The sequence below is a fragment of the Marinifilum sp. D737 genome (assembly GCF_026672275.1).
Taxonomy (GTDB): domain Bacteria; phylum Bacteroidota; class Bacteroidia; order Bacteroidales; family Marinifilaceae; genus Marinifilum.
On record NZ_JANQCD010000003.1, the window covers coordinates 62,641 to 83,455 of the forward strand.

The following is a 20,815-nucleotide window of genomic DNA, read 5'->3' on the forward strand; positions in this document are numbered from 1 at the left end:
CAGATGTATTCATCGTATTTTTAGGTAGTGGATGGTACCGATTTTTTGAACAATGATGTTTCGGAATTGATCTGACAAAACATCTATAATGCTACTTTGCTTTTGGTAACTTTAAGGCGCTTCTTTAATTATGTAGGAGGGGTGCAGGTAAAGTTTTCTTAGTGAATTAAAGTTTAAATGTGATGTATATTCGAGTTTACCAATCTATCAACTCTTTTTTGGTTTGAATAAGTTGATTTCTTTCTCGAGAAATTAATTTGATTTCCTTCTTCAAAAAAAACTTCTATTTTTGCTTGCGATAACCCACTATTCTAAATAACCACATGCCCGAATCAAAAGACATTTTGGATGAATTGTTGCGTAGCGGAAGTCGCAAAGCTTACGAGGCATTCTTTAAGCATTACTACCAGGATTTGTTCTTGTGGGCCAATAGCATACTAAAGGATAGCGAGGCAGCAGAGGATGTGGTTCAGGATTTTTTCATCAGTTTTTGGGAAAAGAAAAGATACAAATCGGTTACCTCTAACCTACAATCATACATTTATCGTGCTGTTAAAAATGCGTGTTTGAATTATTTGCAACGCGAAAAAAAGTTAATTCACGATATCGAGTATCTGGAAGAAAAAGAATCAGCTCCCAAAGCCAATGAGCAAAGTATTGAGAATTCCCAACAAATTTATTCTGCCATAAACGAACTTCCTGAAAAATGTAGAGAGGTGTTTATGCTTTGCTGCGTAAGTGGTTATACCTACAACGAAGCCGCTGAAGAACTGGGAGTATCCATGAATACAGTCAGAACTCATATGGTTCGTGCATTTAAGATGTTGCGTGAAAAACTAAAATCTCCGCATTTGTTCTATATGCTTTTCTTTCATAAATAGCAGTCAGCTACAAGCTACAAGATGCAAGCCTTAAGAAAACAAACTGGTGACAATTGTTCAGAAGCTAAAATATAAACCTGAGTTCGATTAAAAATATATGCCACAGAAAGTCAGATTTATTCAAGATTTGATTTAAAAATTAAGATATAATATCGGGATATTTTGAGGGATTTTTAAAGTAAAGATTGGATGAAGATGACTTTTTAAAGAATTTGTTTGCTTTTGGCATAAATTCCCTCAAATTCTCTTTAAATATCCCGATACTCATTCGAAAATTTGAGGAAATTTCTACTCAAAATCAATTCAAACTGTGACCATATTTATAATCGAACTCAGGTTATAAGAATGAGGGACTGTGTTAGGACTTTTAACCTTTGCTCTGCGATTCGATAGCTGTCCAGAAAGCTTTCGGGAGAAGTTGAAGCCATTCCTTTTTTACCATACCATTCATAACTCATCATTTATAATTCATTATTGGTTTATCTTTCATCTAATCAGAATTTTATATCTTATGTATGGCCTTTTTTTGAGAAAGTCAAAAAAAAGTTCTGAATCTTTTCACATCAATTCAAAACAGCCTTGTCTTAAGGGTGTATACAAGATATCTATAGATTGATTAAAAACTACAAATGGAAGAAAGAATTATTGATATTATTTCCAGGTCACTAGGGGGACAAGCCACTACCAGCGAAGAGAATAAGGAGTTGGAAGCATGGTTGAGTGACAATGGAAATAAGCGCTTTTACAAAGGTATGCAGCAGTTTTCTGCAGAAGCCAAGGAGTCGCTAAAAGCTCGGGAGGCCAATGTTGATCGTGCATTCGAGAAGCATTTGGGCAAAATGAAGGAAAGCCGAAAAATATTACGTTTGCGTACATTCAAAAAAGTGTTGCCTTATGCTGCGAGTATTTTGTTAATGGTAGGTTTGTTCTCGGTGATGATGTATCTTGGACATGAAGATTCCGGGATTTCTCAGGAAGAACAATGGTTGACAGCCATGGAGCCAGGTTCGAACAAAGCTGAGCTGGTTTTAGCAGATGGTAAAGTCTTGGATTTGGATGCTAATCGCAAGAAAAATTCAATTAAAGAAAAGGATGGAACTGTAATTAATAATACAGGTACAGGTTTGGTTTACGATGCCAGCAACAAGGCAAACGAGTTGATAAGTTACAATAGTTTGGTTGTGCCGCGCGGGGGAGAGTTTCAGTTGGAATTGGAAGATGGAACCAAAGTGTGGGTAAACTCGGATACCCGATTGAGATATCCTACAAAATTTCCAAAAGATGAGAGAGTCGTTTTGTTGGAAGGTGAAGCCTATTTTGAGGTGAGTAAGGACAAGAATCGACCATTCATTGTAAAAACACAGGGAGTGGATGTAAGAGTACTAGGTACTCAATTTAATGTTTCTTCTTATGTTGATGATGAAAGCATACAAACCACATTGGTAGAAGGTAGCGTGGCTGTAGTGGATCGTAAAAATCCGAAGACAAATTTATTGCTTGATCCCGGTTATCAGGCAGTATTTTCGAAGAATGCAAGAGACATAGAAAATAAGAAAGTTAAGGTTGAACTGTATACTTCCTGGAAAGATGGAAAATTTGTATTTGAGCAGTCAAGTCTATATGATATTATGAATAAAGTTTCACGTTGGTACGATGTAAAAGTGTTCTACCAAAATAACGAAGCAGGCGATATCAATTTTACCGGAACATTAAAACGATATGAAAGCTTAGACCGATTGTTGGGCATGATTGAGAAAACAAACGAAGTGAAGTTCTTCTTTAAGGACAATACCATAATCGTTCAGAAACAATACTAAATAATTAAGATCCCGATAGCTATCGGGAATAAATGATGAACTATTAATGCCTAAACCTGAAAAGATGAATTGCTAGTGGCTAATGACTGGTTACTAACAAAACCCAATATATAGAAACAAAAAAACGGGTTTGCTACCAACAAACCCGAAATGATAATAATTACCGTATTCATCGCTGAGTGGAATCAATAGATGAATACATATGTGTAACTGTAATCCTTACAAATTTATGAAAAATTCATTTGGAATTGCCTTCTTTTTAGGAAAAAGAAGGTGGAAGAAAACTTTAATGCGTATGAAGTTACTTACGATGTTGATGCTGATAGGTGTTTTACAACTGTCGGCAAATGTGAGAGGGCAAAATGCGTTGGTGAACATGAATATGCATGACGCAAACCTAATCGAGTTCTTTTCGGAAATCGCAGAGCAGACCGATTATGAATTTCTTTACAATCATGATTTGATTCTTAGCAAAGAAACAGTAAGTCTGGAAGTAAATCAGGAAGATTTAAAAGAATTATTAGAAGATGTTTTACATGAGCGCGATCTGGATTACCAACTGGACGATAATGTAATCATTATTTCGGAGAGAGAATTTGTTGCTCCAGTGGTTGAAACCACACCTGTAGTTCAAGAAAAAACAGTAAAAGGAAAGGTTACTGATGGAACAGGGACTGCTCTTCCGGGGGTATCTATTTTAGTAAAAGGTACATCAATAGGAACTGCAACGGATATCGACGGAAACTATACCCTTACTTTAGAGGAAGGTAAAAAAATATTGGTATTCTCATTTATAGGAATGCTTGCTCAGGAAGTTGCTTTTAGCGGACAAGAAGTAATAAATGTTACTCTTTTTGCTGATACGGAACAAATGAGTGAGGTTGTAGTTACAGGTTATCAGACTATTAAGAAAGGTCGTGCGACTGGTTCATTCCAGATTATCGATAACGATGAGCTGAATAATGTAGCTTCGCTTGATCTCACACAAAAATTGCAAGGTATTGCTTCAGGTGTGAAAGTAACCCGTGAAGGCGAAATCTTGATTCGTGGAAAGGCGACATTATCAGCAGAGTCGAAGCCATTAATTGTTGTAGATGGTTTCCCTTGGATGGGAAATTTAGCTGAGATCAATACCAACGATATTGACCAGATTACTGTACTGAAGGATGCTGCATCAACTTCTATTTACGGTGTACGTGGAGCTAACGGAGTTGTAGTAATCACAACAAAAAAGGGTGATAAGGATTCAAAGTTAAGAGTAAATTATACCAACAGCTTCACATTAAGCGAGAAGCCAAACTTAGATGATTTGGATATCATGAATTCCAAGCAACACATCGAATTGGAATGGGATTCATACAAAGCTGCAGGTTTGTCTACTTTTCCGTGGTATAATTTTAAATCTGAAGTGGGAGAGATTTATGCAGCAATGCAAGATGGTAAGATAACCGAAGAGGAAGCACTATCTCAGGTGAATGAGATGAAGCAGTACGATAACCGTTCAGACATTGAAGAACTATTCTTCAGAAGAGAGATGACTCAAAAGCATACGGTTTCTTTCGACTATGGTAGTGAGAAAAATCAATTTTATGCCTCTCTTTCTTTTGATGAGAACAAGCAAAAATGGAAAGGAACTGAAGGAAATAACATTGCTTTTACATTGAATGACAACTTCAAGTTTAATGGAATGTTTGCTTTGCGTTTAAACATGTTTGGTAACTACAGAACAAACAAAAATAATGGTCAATTCGCTTCCATGACTCGTCCATATGTACGTTTTCTTGATAATGAGGGGAACTACCTGGAAGAAGCTTATGGATCTTATGACAAAGCAACACGAACTTATAATGAAGAAACATTAGGTCTTTTAAGTACTTCTTACAATCAGGTTCAGGAACAACGTTTAAAAGATAAGGAGAGTAAAAATAACAGTATTTCTACAAATGTAAGTTTTGACATAACACCTTTAAAAGGTGTGAAATTAACTACTTCGGTTGGTTACAATGTAATGAATGGGCGTAGTGAAGATTTCTGGCACAAAGATTCTTACAAGGTGAGAAATTATGTGAACCGATTCACCGAAGTGGGAGGAAACCAGGTTGTTCCTTACGGTCACATTTTAAGGTATAGTGATACCTATTCTGAAAACTTAACCTTGAGAACTCAGTTGAGCATCAATAAGGAATACAAAGATTTTGTATTCAGCTTGAACGCAGGTTTGGAGAGAAACTCATTTAAAACAGAGGCTGCTTTAAACAATACTCGCTATAACTATCACCCACAACGCTTGACAGAATCTATAGTGGATTACAAAAAAATGACACAAGGATTCTTAAATGCAACATTTAATTGGGCATCAGAGTGGTCAACTCCTATGAACAGTATTAATGAAGACAGATACCTGTCATCCTATTACATTGGAAGCATTGGGTACAAAGGAAAGTATGACTTGTTTGGTAGCTGGCGTTTGGATAAGACAAATTTATTTGGACAATCATCAAAGTATCGCGATCAGCCATCATGGTCAGTAGGTGCTAAATGGCAATTGAGTGAAGAGAAATTTTTCGATATTGACTTTATTGATCGTTTGGGTATTAAAGCATCTTACGGACTGTCTGGTAATGTTGAGAAGAATACATCTCCATTTTTGATTGCATATGCAGGGACAGATTACTTTTCAGGGGAACCTTCTTTGTCTGTTGCGAATCCTGAGAATCCTTTATTGGGATGGGAGAAATCATACACCACCAATATAGGTGTTGATTTTGCCATGTTCAATAACAAAATAAGTGGTTCACTTGAATTTTATAACAAATTTACAAAGGACGTATTGGCTCCTGTAAATGTTGATCCAACAACAGGATTTGGAGGATCGTTCTGGTCTACTTTCAGCAAGAACAATGGGGAAATTATCAACCGAGGTATCGATGTTAATATTGCAGCAAATATCTTGAAACGTAAAGATTTTAGATATGATGTGAATTTTAATTTCTCATACAACTACAACAAAGTTCAGAACCTGGACAAAAGTGCATTGACAAAAAGTGAATACATTTATGGTAGTGCTTTGGAAGGACAGCCAACAGATTACATTTATGGTTATAGAAATGCAGGTCTGGATGCTGAAGGGGAACCACAGGTATTTAACAAGGATGGAGAGAAAATTTCATGGAAAAACATGAGTTCTCTAACCACTGAAGACGGAAAATTCTTTGGTAGAAAAACTCCTCCTTACTATGGATCTTTGACCAACTCATTTACCTGGAAGAATTTCACTGCAGATGTGTTTATTACCTATGATTTAGGTCACTATGTTGCAATGAATTCTTATCCTGCTGCCAATAGAAACGCTTCAGGTAACAACATCCACAAGATTGTTGATGAAAGATGGAGAGCACCAGGCGATGAAACTAAAACTCGTGTTCCTAAATTGGATTATACAGCTTATAGCTCACAGGATAGAATTCAGGCTACCTGGAACAGTGATTTCAACATTGATAAAGCAGACGTGATTAGATTAAAAAGTATCAATCTAACTTATGATTTTACCTCTTTAATTAACTCTAAAATGATCAAGAGTTTGAAAGTAAGAGCAGGCGTGGAGAATCTATGGCACTGGACAGCTGCTGATAATGATAAGATCTATGACAACAAGATTGGAAATAGTGGCTATAGTACAGGTCTGGCTTACGTTAGAGACTTCTATTTTCCAGAGTTTAAAACATTCACATTTGGTTTGAATATGACTTTTTAATGGTCGTACTCTAAACACGAAGTGAATAGATCTAAATTGTAATAAATTAAAAAACAAAGAAATGAAGAGATTCATATATATATTGGTTATGGCAGTAATGTTTGCGAGCTGTGATGACAGTTATGTAGATGTGTTGCCAAAAGGAAAGACAATTCCGGAAAATACGGATGACCTGGCATTGTTGTTGAATAGTACAAATGATATTAACTCCGGAGGAATGAATTTTTCATCCCAGGCCGATGACATTATGATTCCGGATTCAAAAATTCCATTTACCGGGGTTTCTGAAATGAATGCTTATACCTGGCAGGATTTCCTTTTCACCGATGCAGAGCAGGATGAGGATTGGGTAAACTTTTATAGGATTATTTCACGTGCAAACTTTGTCCTTCAGAACATTGATACCTATGAAAAAGGGATTGAATATGATGTTGATTATACAAAGGGGCGAGCCTTGTTTATCCGTGCACATGCTTATATGTATTTGGTAAATGGCTATGGCAAGCATTACAATGCTTCTACAGCATCTACAGATTTAGCTGTCCCATTGTTATTGGAAATGAATATTAATGAGCAGCACCCAAGAAGTACTGTACAACAAGTATATGATCAAATCATAGCAGATTTAAATGCTGCCATTCCATTGTTGACAGAAACATCTAAGCACAGAACATGGGCAAGCAAAGCATCCGCCTATGCACTGTTGGGTAGAGTTTATTTGTATCAGGAAAAGTATGATTTGTCACAAGAGAATTCAAAGAGGTCGTTAGATATCTATAGTACAATAAAAGATTACAATACCTTATCATTTGCAAGTGGCAAGAATGCAGCGAAAGGCGTTCTGGGCTATGATTCGAACAAAATGAATAATGTAGAAAATGTTTACGTACAGGAACCCGGTTGGTACAGAACAGAACTTTGGTTGTCAAACGAGTTAATAAACACTTTTGATAAGACTAAGGATTTGAGATATTGGTACTTTACTTCGGATTCTACATCAACAGGAGAGTATTTGGATGGTTTACACATAGTAACCACGGATGGTCAGGTTGCATTTGCCGGAATTAAATCAACCGAGGTGTTGTTGAATTATTGTGAGGCCTTAATGAAGCAAGCTACTCCAAACAGAACGGAAGCATTAACTTATTTGAACAAGTTGCGATTTAATCGTTTTGACGCGGCTAGCTATGAAGATTTTGCAAGTACTGATAATGCTGTTGTGCTTGATGAAATCATGCAGGAAAGAAGAAGAGAACTTCGTTTAACTGCTTACCGTTGGTTCGATATGAAACGTTTGGGTTTAACGACTTCTCGTACTGTAAATGGAAAAACATTTACCCTTAAAGCAAGATCGAATAACTACGTTTGGGCCATTCCTTTAAATGTGATGGCTTTGAATGATCTGCTGGAGCAAAATCCTCGAGGATTATAAAACGCATTTACAAAGGAGCCATTGTGCTCCTTTGTTTCTTTCTCAATAACTACACTTTCTAATACAACTTATTCATGCTTAGGGCATGAACAGGGACGATATACTCTTAATTGAATAAAAAATAACCAGTACACCTGTACTCTAAAACAAATTATAATGAGAATATTAGTTGCATTCATACTTGTAACCGCACTGTTTTCATGCGGAGAAAAAAATAAGTTTATTCTAAAAGGACACATTAAAGGCATAAAAAATGACAGAGTTGTTTTGGCAGCTTTTGATAGAAGTAGTCGCACTGTTAGGGGAATTGATACTGTAGAGGTTTTGGATGGACGTTTTACCTTCAAAAAGCCATCTTTAAAAGTTGATGCTTACATGATTCAGTTGTTGGACTCTAAACTGAGTTTAGGTGCAATTTTAGAAAATGGAGAGATTACATTAGGAGCAGATATCAAAGATGCTCAGCATGGCTACATTCAGAAGTTATCATTGAGTGGTGCAAAAAATCAAGCTTTGGTTGAGAGATTTCAAGGAATGAAGGATGAAATTTTCAATCAGGATAAATACTCAAAATACAAGGAGTTAGCATCAAAGCTAAGATCTGCAAAAGATCATGATGAATATGTTGAGATTAACGAAAAGATCAAACAATTGGCTCCTAATTTGGAGAACGAAGTTAAAACAGCACAATTGGATCTGATTAAAAACAACATTGACCAATTTTTTGTGGTACAGGTTTTCCCATCTCTTACGAATATAGCAAGCCTTGAGCATATTAAAGAGCTTTACACATTGCTACCGGAATCTTCGAAACAGCATGCCAATGTTGTTGAAATGATGGAGGATATCAAAATTAAAGAAAGCATTCAAGCAGGAAAAGTAGCTCCTGATTTTACTTTGAAGTCACCAGAAGGAAAAGATGTAAGCCTTTCTGATTTGAGAGGTAAGTATGTATTGATAGATTTTTGGGCTTCCTGGTGTAAGCCTTGTCGTGCCTCTTTCCCTCACATGAAAGAGCTGTATGAAAAATACCACAAGAAAGGATTTGAAATTTTAGGAGTAACCAACGACAGCAACCACAAAGCCTGGAAAAAAGCAATCAAAGACGATGAAATTCCATGGTTGAATGTGGCGGATGAATTTCCAAAGAATCCAGCTCCTGCAAGAGTGATATCGGAATATGGAATGGATTATTTGCCATCTACTGTGTTGATTGATAAGGAGGGGGTAATCATTGCCAAATTATTGCATGGTGATGAATTGGATAAAAAATTAGAAGAGCTATTTGGATTTTAAAGCAAAAAGCAATGAGATCAATACTAATACTACTGCTTGCTACACTAATTATGAGTTGCGGCAAATCAGAAAAGCATGATGGCTATATTCTTAAAGGAGAAGTTAAGGGTATTGCAGATGGTAAAATTGTACTTTCCTTTTATGACAGGGAACAATTAAAAGTTGTAACATTTGATTCTGCCATGATAAAAGCAGGAAAGTTTGAATTGAAAGGGAAGGTGGATTACCCACGCGAACTGAGTGTAAAAGTAACGCCTGGTGATGCTATGTTTTCTTTATGGATTGAAAACTCTCAGATCTCTGTCAAAGGTGATATGAAAAAAGCACAAGCAGACCAATGGGGTAGAAAAACATTACCAGTGGTGATTGAAGGAGGAAAAATACAATCGGAAAAGCAAGCTTATGAAGTCTTGTTGAAGCCTATTATGAAGGAGCAAGAACCATATACATTAGCTTATAACGAAGCAAACATGTCCTATATAAAAGGAATGAAGGCCAAATTGCCAGAAGAGGAGTTACTTGTACTTAAAAATAAAGCACAAACGGCTTACGATGCATTAAAACCATTTTCAGCCAAAAGGAGTGCGGTGAATCAGAAATATATGGAAGATCATCCCAACTCATTTGTGACAGCCAACATTTTAAAGTGGTCAATGTCGCATATGAAACCAGAGGAAGCACAAGCAAAATATGATTTGTTTTCTGAGGAGATCAAAAACAGCCCATTGGGAAATGAGATACAATTGGAAATCAAAAAGAATCTTTCAGGTGCTCCAGGTAATATGGCTGCAGGTTTTCAAAAGAAGGATATCAATAACAAGGAGATTAGTTTGGAAGAGTTTAAAGGACAGTATGTTCTGCTTGATTTTTGGGCTTCCTGGTGCAAGCCTTGTAGAGCGGGAAATCCTCACCTGATTGATTTGTACAATAAATATCATAAAAAAGGAATTGAATTTATAGGTATAGCCAGCGATGACAATAATATTCCAGCTTGGCATAAGGCGGTTAAAAAAGATCAAATTGGAATTTGGAGACATATCTTAAGTGGTACCAAGGATCAGGGTGATGATATTGGCAGTTCTTATGCAATTCATACACTTCCAACAAAAATATTAATCGATTCCAATGGAAAAATAATTGGACGTTATGGTGCTGATGGTGACAATGATGAGGTTATGGATAAAATGTTTGAGGAGCTATTTGGTAAGTAAAACGGTTTTGTTTTATGATTGGGATAAAATGCTGGTGGTTAATTCTGCTAGCATTTTTTTATAGTTGGAATATGAAACAGGCGAAATGGTGAAAAAGAGGAAAAGAGGAAAAGAGTAGGAATGTACAATTAATGAATCTAAAAGTTTGGAAGCTGGCTTAATAAATGAGTTCTCCCCTTTGAAAGGGGAGATGCCGACAGGAGAGGGGAGCATTAAGATTAAATAGTTAAGACCAAGTCAAGGGGTGACTATGTACGTTTTTTAATTCAGTCACCCCTTGACTAGCAAAGATTGACTTTTACCTTCTAAAGTTAATTAAGGTTAAAAAATCAATTTCTATTCACACATTTTACAATTTAATGTGTCCTAAGAGTATAAATGAAATTTAATTACCACAAAATTTAACTCAAAATGAAAAAGTTATTAGGAGTAATGCTGGCAATTTTCTTTTGTAGCAATGTATTTGCACAAGGAATTGAATTTGAGCATGGAACTTTTGCAGAAGCCTTGGCAAAAGCCAAGAAAGAGAATAAAATGGTTTTTATGGATTGCTACACAACCTGGTGTGGTCCATGTAAGATGTTGGCAAAGAATATTTTTCCTCAAAAAAAGGTAGGAGATTATTTTAATGCACATTTTGTGAATGTTAAAATGGATATGGAAAAAGGAGAAGGAATCGAACTTCAAAAGAAATATGGAGTGAAAGCATATCCTACCTTATTATTTATGGACGCAAATGGAAAAGTTCTTCATACCAAAGTTGGTGGATCTGATGCAGAAGGGTTAATTGAAGAAGCTAAAATTGCTGGAGATCCTTCAAGACAAATTGGAGCATTGGTGAAAAAATATGAAGAAGGAAATCGCGATCCGAAATTTGTAGCTCAGTATGTAAAGGCTTTGTATGCAGCATACAAGAAAGAGGAGATGTTACCTGTAGGTAAAGATTTTATAGCAAACTGTCCGAAAGAAAAACTGGTTAATGTTGATGCCTTTACTGTGATTGGTTATTCTGAAGCGTTGGAATTTGGAAGTGAAACCTATAAGTACATCATTGCCAACAAAGAAAAGTTTATTGCTGCTGAAGGAATCGGTCAGGAGAATTATGATGGTGTTGTAGGAGCTGCAGTGAACAAATATATATCTGGTATTGCTACAGCAGGAACCATTGATGAATTAAAATCTGCAATTGAAGGAGCTAAGAAAGATTTTACAACTCCACAGCAAAAAATGATGGAGGACAACTGGTATTCTACATACTATTTGGCGCATAAAGAGTATGATACCTGGTTCAACAAGCAGATCGCATCGGCAAAGGAAACTTTGAAGACTGACAAGAGAATGGGATCAAGTATTTTAATCAATACCACTTACCGTGTTGCAATGGATCCTGCTTTCGAAGGTGCTGGTCTTTATAATAAAGCAATTACAGCAGTAGAAGATTATCTGAAAGAGGATCGTGAAATGTTAGCTTGTTACTATTGTCTGGCAAGTTTGTACAAAAAATCAAAAAATAAGGCGAAAGCATTGGAAAACATCAATGCATTTATATCTAAAAATGCTAAAAAGGGCGGTAAAAAAGACCAACGTGTAATGGCATTAAAAGAAGAAATTGAAAAAATGTAATTGAAAAATAATTTATTGATTATTTTTAACAACTTAATATGTGGTTTGGCAAATCAGATAGGGGAGTTAAGCCACTTATACCCAATCAAAAAAAACAAATTTATAAACTGATCTGATGAAAAGAGCAGGATTAAAATGATTATTAAATATATAAGACAATAATTATTTTGATCTTGCGGCTTACATCCGACAAAAAAAGAAACTCTAAACGGATGAAATTTAAATTAAACCTACTAGTTGTCCTGGCTGCCATGCTGGGAATGTTTGCATGTAACAACACCAAGAAAGAAACAAAATCAGGAATGATTTTATCAGGTACCATTACTGGTGTTGCCGATGGTACAAAACTGGAACTAGCGCATTATACTGCTGGCGGTATGCAAAAAGATACTGCAATTATCAAAGAGGGTAAGTTTGAAATCAAAGGAGATTATCCAATTCCTACTTTGTGTTATTTTGCAATTGCGGAAACCAATACTTATGCACAAATCTATGTTGAAAATGCTCCTATAAGCGTAACTGCTGATGTGAAAGATTTCGCTAATATGAAAGTTACAGGTAGTAAAGAGCATGATACTTATGCGATTTACCAGAAGGAAAGCAATGAAATTCGAGCAAAGTATAAAGACATCATGGCTCAGCTTTATAAACCTGGTAACACCAAAGAGCAAGCTGAAGAATTAATGAAAAAGTTAGAGCCTCAGCAAAAAGAAATTGAAGCTTTAAATGAGAAGTTCATTAAAGAATATCCTGCTTCTGCTCATGCTGCAAGCCTTGTGGTTAGAGAACTTTCCGGCAAGAACTATAAGGAAGCTCAGAAAATGGTTGCTGCAATGGATCCTCAAATTCAAAAGAACGCTACTATTATTAGTACCCTTGCAGAAATGGCTAAAAAAGGAGAAAAAGATGTTAGCATTGAAGAGTTAATGGCCAATGTGAAGAATACTTCTTATCAGGTTGATAAGAACTTTAAAGGAGAATCTTTAACAAATATCATTTATCTGGGAGTATTTAAAAATAATAACATTTGTGCTTTAAAGAAAGATGGAAGCATTCAGGTAGTTAATCCAAACGGAAAAGTTTTAAAAACGATAAAACCAACTTTTAATGGTCAGGCTTCATCGTTAGCCATAGATACTGATAACAATATTTATTTGCTATGTGCTATTCAGGAAGAAGTAGAGAAGAAAGTGCGTGGTAGAAAAATTAAAAGAATGATGCCTAAATCAGTAGAGTGTGTTGTTCTTGACGAAAATGGAAAGGAAAAAGCAAAGTATGTTTTGAAAGATGTAATTACAGCAACTGGAGCAAGAATAATTGACAACAAGCTTGTAATTGCTGATTATAGAGGAGCAAAACTTGCCATGTTTAATAAAACTAACGGAGAAGCTGGTCCTGTAATGAAAGATATGCGTCCATGTTGTGGTATTCTTGATTTCTCGGTAAATGCGAAAAATGAAATTTTGGTTGCTAACCTTGGAGCTTTCCGTGTGCAAGGATTTAATTTTTCTGGTGAAAGCATTTTGACATTTGGTCAGAGAGGTAAAACATTGAATGATTTCCACGGATGTTGTAATCCTGTTTCAGTAGCTTCATTAAATAGTGGTGCTATTGTAACGGTTGAGAAAGACCCTACACGTATTAAGGTATACAGTAATGCTGGAGCAAAACAGATAGCTGGAATCGAAGAGTTGGTAAAAGGTTGTTCCTATATTCCAATGATTTCTGATACTAAGGATAATCTTTATTTGGCTTCTGCCGAAAAAGGAATTGTTAAGTGTGTATCAGTGAACTAGAATTGATAAGAAAATATAAGGAAAAGAGCTATTCGAGAGGATAGCTCTTTTTTTTTTACAAGTTTGTTCACCCAAAAACTAAAAATGATTGTCTATAGTATGTAAGCTAAAAAAAACGGGAATTATCATGATTGAAGTGGAGTACAGGCCTGAAATTGGGTTGTTAGATGTAATGATGACTGGAAAAATACAATTTTCTCAAATGAAGGAATATTGTTTAAACCTTTTAAATGGAGTGACTGTTGCCAATGGTGTTAGAATATTAGAAGATGCAAGTTTGGCAGAGCTGCAATATGATGTTGATGATGCTAAAAAATTAGGTTTGATTATGGAATCGGAGCTGGGGCAGCATTTATTTGTTAGGCACGCTTTGATTAGAAGAAATCCTCTTGATACAGCATTTGGAATGATTCGAATTCAAAATAATACTTCTGATCGTTATCAATTAAAGGTATTTTCTACTCCCGAATATGGAAGAAATTGGTTGTTGAATGAGAATTAAAATATGTAACTATTAACACCTAAATAAAATTACTTTTAATAAAGTGAATGTTAGCAGGTATTTTTGTCAGATTTAATGCCTGCGTCATAGCAAATAGCCAAATCATTTTAATGATTTGGCTTATTTTTTATCTTGGTTTTACCAGTAAATGTTTAAAGTTTTTTATTTAGATGCAATCTATCTAATCTGTTTTTAGTCCAATTTATTTCCTTAAAAATCTATTTAATAGTAATGCTTTAAGGTTTTGTAAAAGTCTAATATACATTTGTTTCCGAGATTTGTGTTTGTGTGTGTTTTGGGTGTGATAATTCTATAAAAAATACATTCTTAAACTAAGGATTGAATATTGCAAAATATATTTTTTAAAGACATACTTTGTAATGCTATGTATGATGTATATCTTTGTATTCTAAGATTTATAAAAATCTTCGTTAAGCTGAATAAAAAGATATTGAAATAAGAATACTCATCATGAATAAGAATAGATCCAAGGAATATGATGTAATTATCATCGGAGGGGGAGCAACAGGTGCAGGGACAGCGCGGGATTGTGCGATGAGAGGATTAAGTGTATTGCTGGTAGAACGTCATGATTTTGCCACTGGAGCAACAGGAAGAAATCATGGTTTATTACATAGTGGAGCCAGATACGCAGTAACCGATCATGAATCGGCAGCTGAATGTATTGAGGAAAACATGATTCTCCGAAAAATTGCAAACCATTGCATCGAAGAAAACAATGGACTATTTCTTACTCTGCCAGAAGATGACATTGCATTTCAGTCTCAATTTGTAGATGCATGTACAAGTGCAGGGATTTCAACAGAAATAATAGATCCTAAACTGGCACTTCGTATGGAGCCATCAGCTAATCCTGATATAATTGGAGCAGTTAAAGTGCCTGATGGATCGGTTGATCCTTTCCGTTTGACCATGTCAAATGCATTGGATGCCAAATTGAAAGGCGCCGATATTTTAACTCAGCATGAGGTTGTTGATATTTTGAAAGATCAAGATCGTGTGAATGGTGTAGAATTATTCGATCATGCGAAAAAGGAAAAAGTAAAATATTACGGAAAAATTGTTTGCAATGCAGCTGGTATTTGGGGACATAATATTGCCAGGTTTGCTGGAGTTAACATCAATATGTTTCCTGCAAAGGGGTCTCTTCTGATTTTTGGTCATCGTGTAAACAAAATGGTTTTGAACAGGTGTAGAAAACCTGCCAATGCGGATATACTTGTTCCGGGAGATACCATTTGTTTGATTGGAACCACATCAGAGCGAATTCCAATTGAAGAGATAGACAATATGTATGTTTCCAAGGATGATGTGGATGTGTTGATAAGAGAAGGAGTAAAGCTTTCGCCATCCTTGGCCACTACACGTATCCTTCGTGCTTATGCAGGAGTTCGTCCATTGGTTGCGGCCGATGATGATCCAAGTGGAAGAAGTATTAGTCGTGGTATTGTACTGATGGATCACAAGGAAAGAGATGGCCTGGAAGGATTCATTACAATTACAGGTGGTAAACTGATGACTTATCGCTTAATGGCTGAAGAAGCAACAGATTTGATCTGTAAAAAATTAGATGTCGATAAGAAATGTGAAACGGCCAACATTCCACTACAGGGATCTGAAAAAAGTGATGAAACATTAAATAATGTAAGCCAGAAAGTTTACTCAGTTAATGGTATTACTCAAAAATCGGCAAAGGATAGACATGGATCATTGGCTCATAAAATAGCCAAAGGTGATGAGAATGAAGATTCCATGGTTTGTGAGTGCGAAGGTGTTTCGATTGGGGAAGTAAAGTATGCAATTAATGAATTGCATGTAAATAACTTGATTGATTTGCGTCGTAGAACTCGTGTTGGAATGGGAACTTGCCAGGGTGAGTTGTGTGCTTGTCGTGCAGCAGGTCTTCTTTGCGAATCGATGGAAGAGCCAGGGAAAGCAAAAGATGATTTGGCGAACTTTCTTCAAGAGAGATGGAAAGGGATGTCGCCAATTGCATGGGGAGAAACGATTAATGAAATTCAATTTACATCTTGGATTTACGAAGGGATATATGGATTGAAACCAGATAACAATTAAGCAAGAGTATGAAATTTGATAACATAATAATAGGTGGTGGGTTAAGCGGACTCACATGTGGAATTAAATTGGCGGAGCAGGGAAAAAAATGTGCGATTGTTTCATCTGGTCAAAGTGCAATTCATTTCTTTTCGGGTTCTTTTGATTTATTGGGTAAAGCAAATGGAGAAGAGGTTACAAACCCTTTGGAAAGCATGAAAAGCTTGCCTGAAAATCATCCATACAAAAGGGTAGGATTAGATAAAATAGAACGATTAACAAATGATGCTTTGCATTTGTTGGTTCGTTCGGGTTTAAATTTAAATGGTCAAGCCGATAGAAATCACTATACTTTAACGCCTATGGGTGTAATGAAACCAACTTGGTTGACTTTAAGTGATTTTACCAGTTTCGATCAAAAGGACAGTTTCCCATGGAAGAAAGCGGTGATCCTAAACTTTAGTGGATTTCTTGATTTTCATACACTCTTTATTAAAGATGGATTGAAAAAGCTTGATGTTCAAGCACAAATCAAAACTGTTTCGATGAAGCAGTTTGAAGCAATTCGTAAAAATCCTAGCGAAATGCGTTCAACAAATATTGCGAAAGAATTTGATAAAGAAAATGCTATTGAGGAATTCGCTCAGAAAGCAAATGTCCTAAGTGATGGATTTGATGTGGTAATTCTTCCTGCTGTATTTGGATTATTTAACAAGACAATTGCAGATAAGCTAAAAGAGAAAATCGAAAAGCCAGTTCTTTTGTTACCAGCCATACCACCTTCGGTTCCAGGTATTCGAACACAGATAACCTTGCGTGAAAGATTTCAGGAATTAGGCGGAACCTACCTGTTGGGAGATAATGTTGAAGAAGGAGTTTTTGAAAATGGCAGGTTATTGGAGATTAGAACCAATAATCATGGAGATATAAAATTTGAAGCAGACCAATTTATTTTGGCAAGTGGAAGTTTTTATAGCAAAGGAATTGTGGCAACTCACGATAAGTTATACGAACCAATTTTTGGTTTAGATATTGATGGCGATAGCAATCGTGAAAAATGGTTTGATGAAAAGATCTTTAACGATCAGGCGTTTATGCATTACGGTGTAAAAACCGATCAGAAATTTCGAGCGTTGATGAATGGTGAACCTGTAGAAAATTTATATGTGGCAGGTTCTGTGTTGGGAGGAGCAAATCCTCTTAAAGAAGGAAGTGGAGCAGGTATAAGTTTACTTACATCTCTTCATGCGGCTGAACAAATTTTAAAATAACAGGACAATGAAAAAGGAAATATTTGAACCATATAACGTTAGTGATAACAACTTTGAACAATGTGTCAAATGTACAATCTGTACCGTTTATTGTCCGGTATTGGAAGTAAATCCTGATTATCCTGGACCAAAACAATCGGGGCCCGATGGGGAGAGAATGCGATTAAAAGATCCAGCGTTTTATGATGAGGCTTTGAAGTTGTGTTTAAATTGTAAGCGCTGCGAAGTTGCTTGTCCTTCAGGAGTTAAAATTGGAGATATTATTCAATCTGCTCGCATAAAGTATAGCAAGAGCAAACCAAAACTTCGCGATATGATTCTTGCGAATACAGATATTGTAGGAACCATGGCGAGTACATTTGCTCCAATTGTGAATACAGCAGTTGCGCTGAAGCCAGTACGTAAAGTAATGGATAGTGTGTTAAAGATCGATCATCATCGCATGTTTCCAAAGTATACAGGTTTGCGTTTTGAAACCTGGTATCGCAGATATGCAGAAAAGAAACAGCAAGAGTTCAAAAAGCATGTTAGTTATTTTCATGGCTGCTATGTGAATTATAACTTCCCTCAGCAGGGTAAAGATCTGATTAAGGTAATGAATGCTGCAGGTTATGGTGTACACCTTTTGGAGAAAGAAAAATGTTGTGGTGTTGCATTAATTTCTAATGGATTAATAAAACAGGCAACCAAACAAGCCAAACACAATGTTGAGGCATTCAAGAAATCAATTGTAGATAAAAAGATGCCAGTGATTTCAACATCATCAACTTGTATATTTACCATTCGCGATGAATACCCTCATTTATTAGGAGTAAAAAATGAGGAAATAAGAAATGATAGTGAATTGGCGACACGTTTCATATTCCGATTGATTGATGAAGGAAAATTGAATTTGGTATTTAAAAAGAATTACAAAAAAAGAATCGCATATCACACTCCTTGTCATATGGAAAAGTTAGGTTGGTCTATTTATTCCACTTCGCTTTTAAAAATGATACCGGGAGTTGAATTGGTTCAGCTTGAGTCACAATGTTGTGGGATAGCAGGAACTTATGGATTTAAGAAAGAAAATTATCAAACATCACAGGAAGTTGGTAAGCCTTTATTCGATCAGATAGAAAACTCTAAGGTTGATTTTGTTGCTACAGATTGTGAAACCTGTAAATGGCAAATAGAAATGTCAACATCTAGCAAAGTTCAGCATCCGATATCTATTCTGGCAGAAGCAATAGATGTGGAAGCTACAATGAAGCTATGGCAAAAATAAGCGTGTAGCAGAGCAAAATATTTTATTTTTAAGTTAGGTTAATGCCGTAATTATTGGATTATTTCGATCCACTGATTGCGGCATTTTTTTTGCATGTAAACATTCTTTTAAAATTAATACTGATTTACAGGTTTGATTTGGGTAAAAAATAGGAGAATCCCTACTTGTGAAATTCAATGTGGTAATCTATTTTTAACGCCCAATATTACGGACAACTTTAACCTATACCAATAAGATTTAAAATGATCTTGGTATAGTGCCGATATACATTTTAAAATCATTTAGGAATAGTTTGCCTGGATTTATTATAGGGAGATGCACTAAATGATTATTTAAAATGATAATCGGTATTAAAACAAAACTAAATAAAGAAATTAAATGAGTGCAGAACAAGTGAGTACGGGAAAAGAAAAGTTCTCAAGAGCTTTTTGGGTGGCCAATTCTGTTGAGCTTTTAGAAAGAGCAGCATACTATGGAGTTTTCATTGTAATAACCATATATCTTTCAAGGATATTAGGCTTTACTGATATCGAGGCAGCAATGATATCAGGTTTGTTTTCAGCAGGTTTGTATCTACTACCTACATTTAGTGGCGCTTTAGCTGATAAAATGGGTTTTAGAAAAGCTTTGTTGTTGGCTTTCACATTACTAAGTATTGGTTATGCAGGATTAGCAATATTACCAACCATGTTAGAAGCTGCTGGTTTGGTTGAATATACCGAAGTAACCAAGTTTACCGGATTAGAAAAAACCAGTTGGAAATGGATGATTGTACCAATTGTTATTGTGATCATGGTTGGGGGATCGTTTATTAAATCTGTAATTACAGGAACAGTAGCCAAAGAAACCACAGAATCGAATCGTGCAAGGGGATTTTCTATTTTTTACATGATGGTAAACATCGGTTCATTCTCGGGAAAAACCATTGTAAAACCATTGCGTGAAGCTATGGGGAACGAAGGATTGGTAAACCTAAACTTCTTTTCTGCAGCAATGACCTTGGCAGCAGTTTTTGCGGTATTCTTCTTCTTTAAGACTTCAAAAACAGAGGGTGAAGGAAAATCATTAAATGAGATTTGGCAAGCATTAACAAGAGTAATTGCGAATGGTCGTTTGGTTGCGTTAATTCTCATTGTTACAGGGTTCTGGATGGTGCAGCATCAATTGTATGCAACCATGCCTAAATATGTATTGCGTATGGCAGGTGAAGGAGCTTCTCCATCATGGTATGCCAATGTAAATCCATTGATTGTAGTACTTTCGGTAGGATTGGTTACTCAATTAATGGCAAAACGTACTGCACTTCTATCCATGACCATTGGGATGTTTATTATGCCAGTTTCTGCTTTGTGTATGGCAGCTGGTAACTTACTAAATGTAGAGTCTGTTGATTTGGGATTGTTTAGTATGCATCCGGTAGCATTTATGATGATTGTAGGTATTGTATTCCAAGGATTGGCAGAATCATTTATCTCTCCTCGATTCCTGGAGTACTTCTCTTTGCAAGCTCCTAAAGGTGAAGAAGGTTTGTATTTAGGATTTAGTCACTTGCATTCTTTTGTATCTTCCATTTTAGGATTTGGATTATCAGGTGTTCTTTTAACAAAGTATTGTCCTGATCCAACACTATTTGATAGTAGAGCAGAATGGGAAGTAGCATCGGCAAATGCACATTACATTTGGTATTATTTTGTTGGAATTGCTGCAGTATCAGCAATTGCCTTAATCGTTTACGGTAGAGTGACTAAAAAACTAGATGCACAGAAAGCTGCATAATAAAAGCAAAATATAATAAATCATAAACCGTCTCAGTTGAGGCGGTTTTTTTTGTAAATTTTGTGAATGTCTTTGATTGATATGCTTGGAGCCGTGTGGTTTTTGGAAGAGTC

The 20,815-nt window shown here is 35.9% G+C and carries 13 protein-coding genes; all 13 read left to right on the forward strand.

Going from position 1 to position 20,815, the window contains the following annotated elements; translation table 11 throughout:
- Positions 1-323: 323 nt before the first annotated feature.
- Entirely contained in the window at positions 324-881 is a 558-nt protein-coding gene (locus NQ163_RS03590) for an RNA polymerase sigma factor (RefSeq protein ID WP_268188916.1), read from the forward strand.
- A gap of 629 nt (positions 882-1,510) precedes the next feature.
- The gene (locus NQ163_RS03595) at positions 1,511-2,698 is read left to right on the forward strand and encodes a FecR family protein (protein WP_268188917.1); all 1,188 of its coding nucleotides are present in this window, start codon (positions 1,511-1,513) and stop codon (positions 2,696-2,698) included.
- Positions 2,699-2,927: 229 nt separating this feature from the next.
- Positions 2,928-6,452 (forward strand): SusC/RagA family TonB-linked outer membrane protein, encoded by a 3,525-nt coding sequence (locus NQ163_RS03600; protein WP_268188918.1) that lies wholly within the window; start codon positions 2,928-2,930, stop codon positions 6,450-6,452.
- A 61-nt stretch (positions 6,453-6,513) separates the two neighbouring features.
- Entirely contained in the window at positions 6,514-7,884 is a 1,371-nt protein-coding gene (locus NQ163_RS03605) for a RagB/SusD family nutrient uptake outer membrane protein (RefSeq protein WP_268188919.1), read from the forward strand.
- Positions 7,885-8,040: 156 nt separating this feature from the next.
- Positions 8,041-9,180, forward strand: coding sequence for a redoxin domain-containing protein (locus NQ163_RS03610; protein WP_268188920.1), 1,140 nt, complete (start codon positions 8,041-8,043; stop codon positions 9,178-9,180).
- Positions 9,181-9,191: 11 nt separating this feature from the next.
- The gene (locus NQ163_RS03615; RefSeq protein ID WP_268188921.1) at positions 9,192-10,391 is read left to right on the forward strand and encodes a TlpA disulfide reductase family protein; all 1,200 of its coding nucleotides are present in this window, start codon (positions 9,192-9,194) and stop codon (positions 10,389-10,391) included.
- Positions 10,392-10,802: 411 nt separating this feature from the next.
- Positions 10,803-12,014 carry a thioredoxin domain-containing protein gene (locus NQ163_RS03620; protein WP_268188922.1) on the forward strand — a complete coding sequence of 404 codons (1,212 nt, stop codon included), beginning with the start codon at positions 10,803-10,805 and terminating at the stop codon, positions 12,012-12,014.
- 212 nt (positions 12,015-12,226) lie between these two features.
- Positions 12,227-13,810 (forward strand): DUF4369 domain-containing protein, encoded by a 1,584-nt coding sequence (locus NQ163_RS03625; protein WP_268188923.1) that lies wholly within the window; start codon positions 12,227-12,229, stop codon positions 13,808-13,810.
- A gap of 88 nt (positions 13,811-13,898) precedes the next feature.
- Positions 13,899-14,312, forward strand: a complete 414-nt coding sequence (locus NQ163_RS03630) for a hypothetical protein (protein ID WP_268188924.1) — start codon at positions 13,899-13,901, stop codon at positions 14,310-14,312.
- A 471-nt stretch (positions 14,313-14,783) separates the two neighbouring features.
- Positions 14,784-16,409, forward strand: a complete 1,626-nt coding sequence (gene glpA, locus NQ163_RS03635) for an anaerobic glycerol-3-phosphate dehydrogenase subunit A (protein WP_268188925.1) — start codon at positions 14,784-14,786, stop codon at positions 16,407-16,409.
- A gap of 8 nt (positions 16,410-16,417) precedes the next feature.
- A complete protein-coding gene (gene glpB / locus NQ163_RS03640) occupies positions 16,418-17,659 on the forward strand; it encodes a glycerol-3-phosphate dehydrogenase subunit GlpB (RefSeq protein ID WP_268188926.1) in 1,242 nt (413 codons plus the stop codon).
- A 7-nt stretch (positions 17,660-17,666) separates the two neighbouring features.
- The gene (gene glpC, locus NQ163_RS03645) at positions 17,667-18,926 is read left to right on the forward strand and encodes an anaerobic glycerol-3-phosphate dehydrogenase subunit GlpC (RefSeq protein WP_268188927.1); all 1,260 of its coding nucleotides are present in this window, start codon (positions 17,667-17,669) and stop codon (positions 18,924-18,926) included.
- A 378-nt stretch (positions 18,927-19,304) separates the two neighbouring features.
- On the forward strand, positions 19,305-20,702 hold the full coding sequence (locus NQ163_RS03650) for an MFS transporter (RefSeq protein ID WP_268188928.1): 1,398 nt from the start codon (positions 19,305-19,307) through the stop codon (positions 20,700-20,702).
- The last annotated feature ends 113 nt before the right edge of the window (positions 20,703-20,815 follow it).

What these genes read in the sequence shown, in the direction of transcription:
- NQ163_RS03590 (WP_268188916.1), top strand. Translation starts at nt 324, where the DNA reads ATGCCCGAATCAAAAGACATTTTGGATGAATTGTTGCGTAGCGGAAGT.
- NQ163_RS03595 (WP_268188917.1), top strand. Translation starts at nt 1,511, where the DNA reads ATGGAAGAAAGAATTATTGATATTATTTCCAGGTCACTAGGGGGACAA.
- NQ163_RS03600 (WP_268188918.1), top strand. Translation starts at nt 2,928, where the DNA reads ATGAAAAATTCATTTGGAATTGCCTTCTTTTTAGGAAAAAGAAGGTGG.
- NQ163_RS03605 (WP_268188919.1), top strand. Translation starts at nt 6,514, where the DNA reads ATGAAGAGATTCATATATATATTGGTTATGGCAGTAATGTTTGCGAGC.
- NQ163_RS03610 (WP_268188920.1), top strand. Translation starts at nt 8,041, where the DNA reads ATGAGAATATTAGTTGCATTCATACTTGTAACCGCACTGTTTTCATGC.
- NQ163_RS03615 (WP_268188921.1), top strand. Translation starts at nt 9,192, where the DNA reads ATGAGATCAATACTAATACTACTGCTTGCTACACTAATTATGAGTTGC.
- NQ163_RS03620 (WP_268188922.1), top strand. Translation starts at nt 10,803, where the DNA reads ATGAAAAAGTTATTAGGAGTAATGCTGGCAATTTTCTTTTGTAGCAAT.
- NQ163_RS03625 (WP_268188923.1), top strand. Translation starts at nt 12,227, where the DNA reads ATGAAATTTAAATTAAACCTACTAGTTGTCCTGGCTGCCATGCTGGGA.
- glpA (WP_268188925.1), top strand. Translation starts at nt 14,784, where the DNA reads ATGAATAAGAATAGATCCAAGGAATATGATGTAATTATCATCGGAGGG.
- glpB (WP_268188926.1), top strand. Translation starts at nt 16,418, where the DNA reads ATGAAATTTGATAACATAATAATAGGTGGTGGGTTAAGCGGACTCACA.
- glpC (WP_268188927.1), top strand. Translation starts at nt 17,667, where the DNA reads ATGAAAAAGGAAATATTTGAACCATATAACGTTAGTGATAACAACTTT.
- NQ163_RS03650 (WP_268188928.1), top strand. Translation starts at nt 19,305, where the DNA reads ATGAGTGCAGAACAAGTGAGTACGGGAAAAGAAAAGTTCTCAAGAGCT.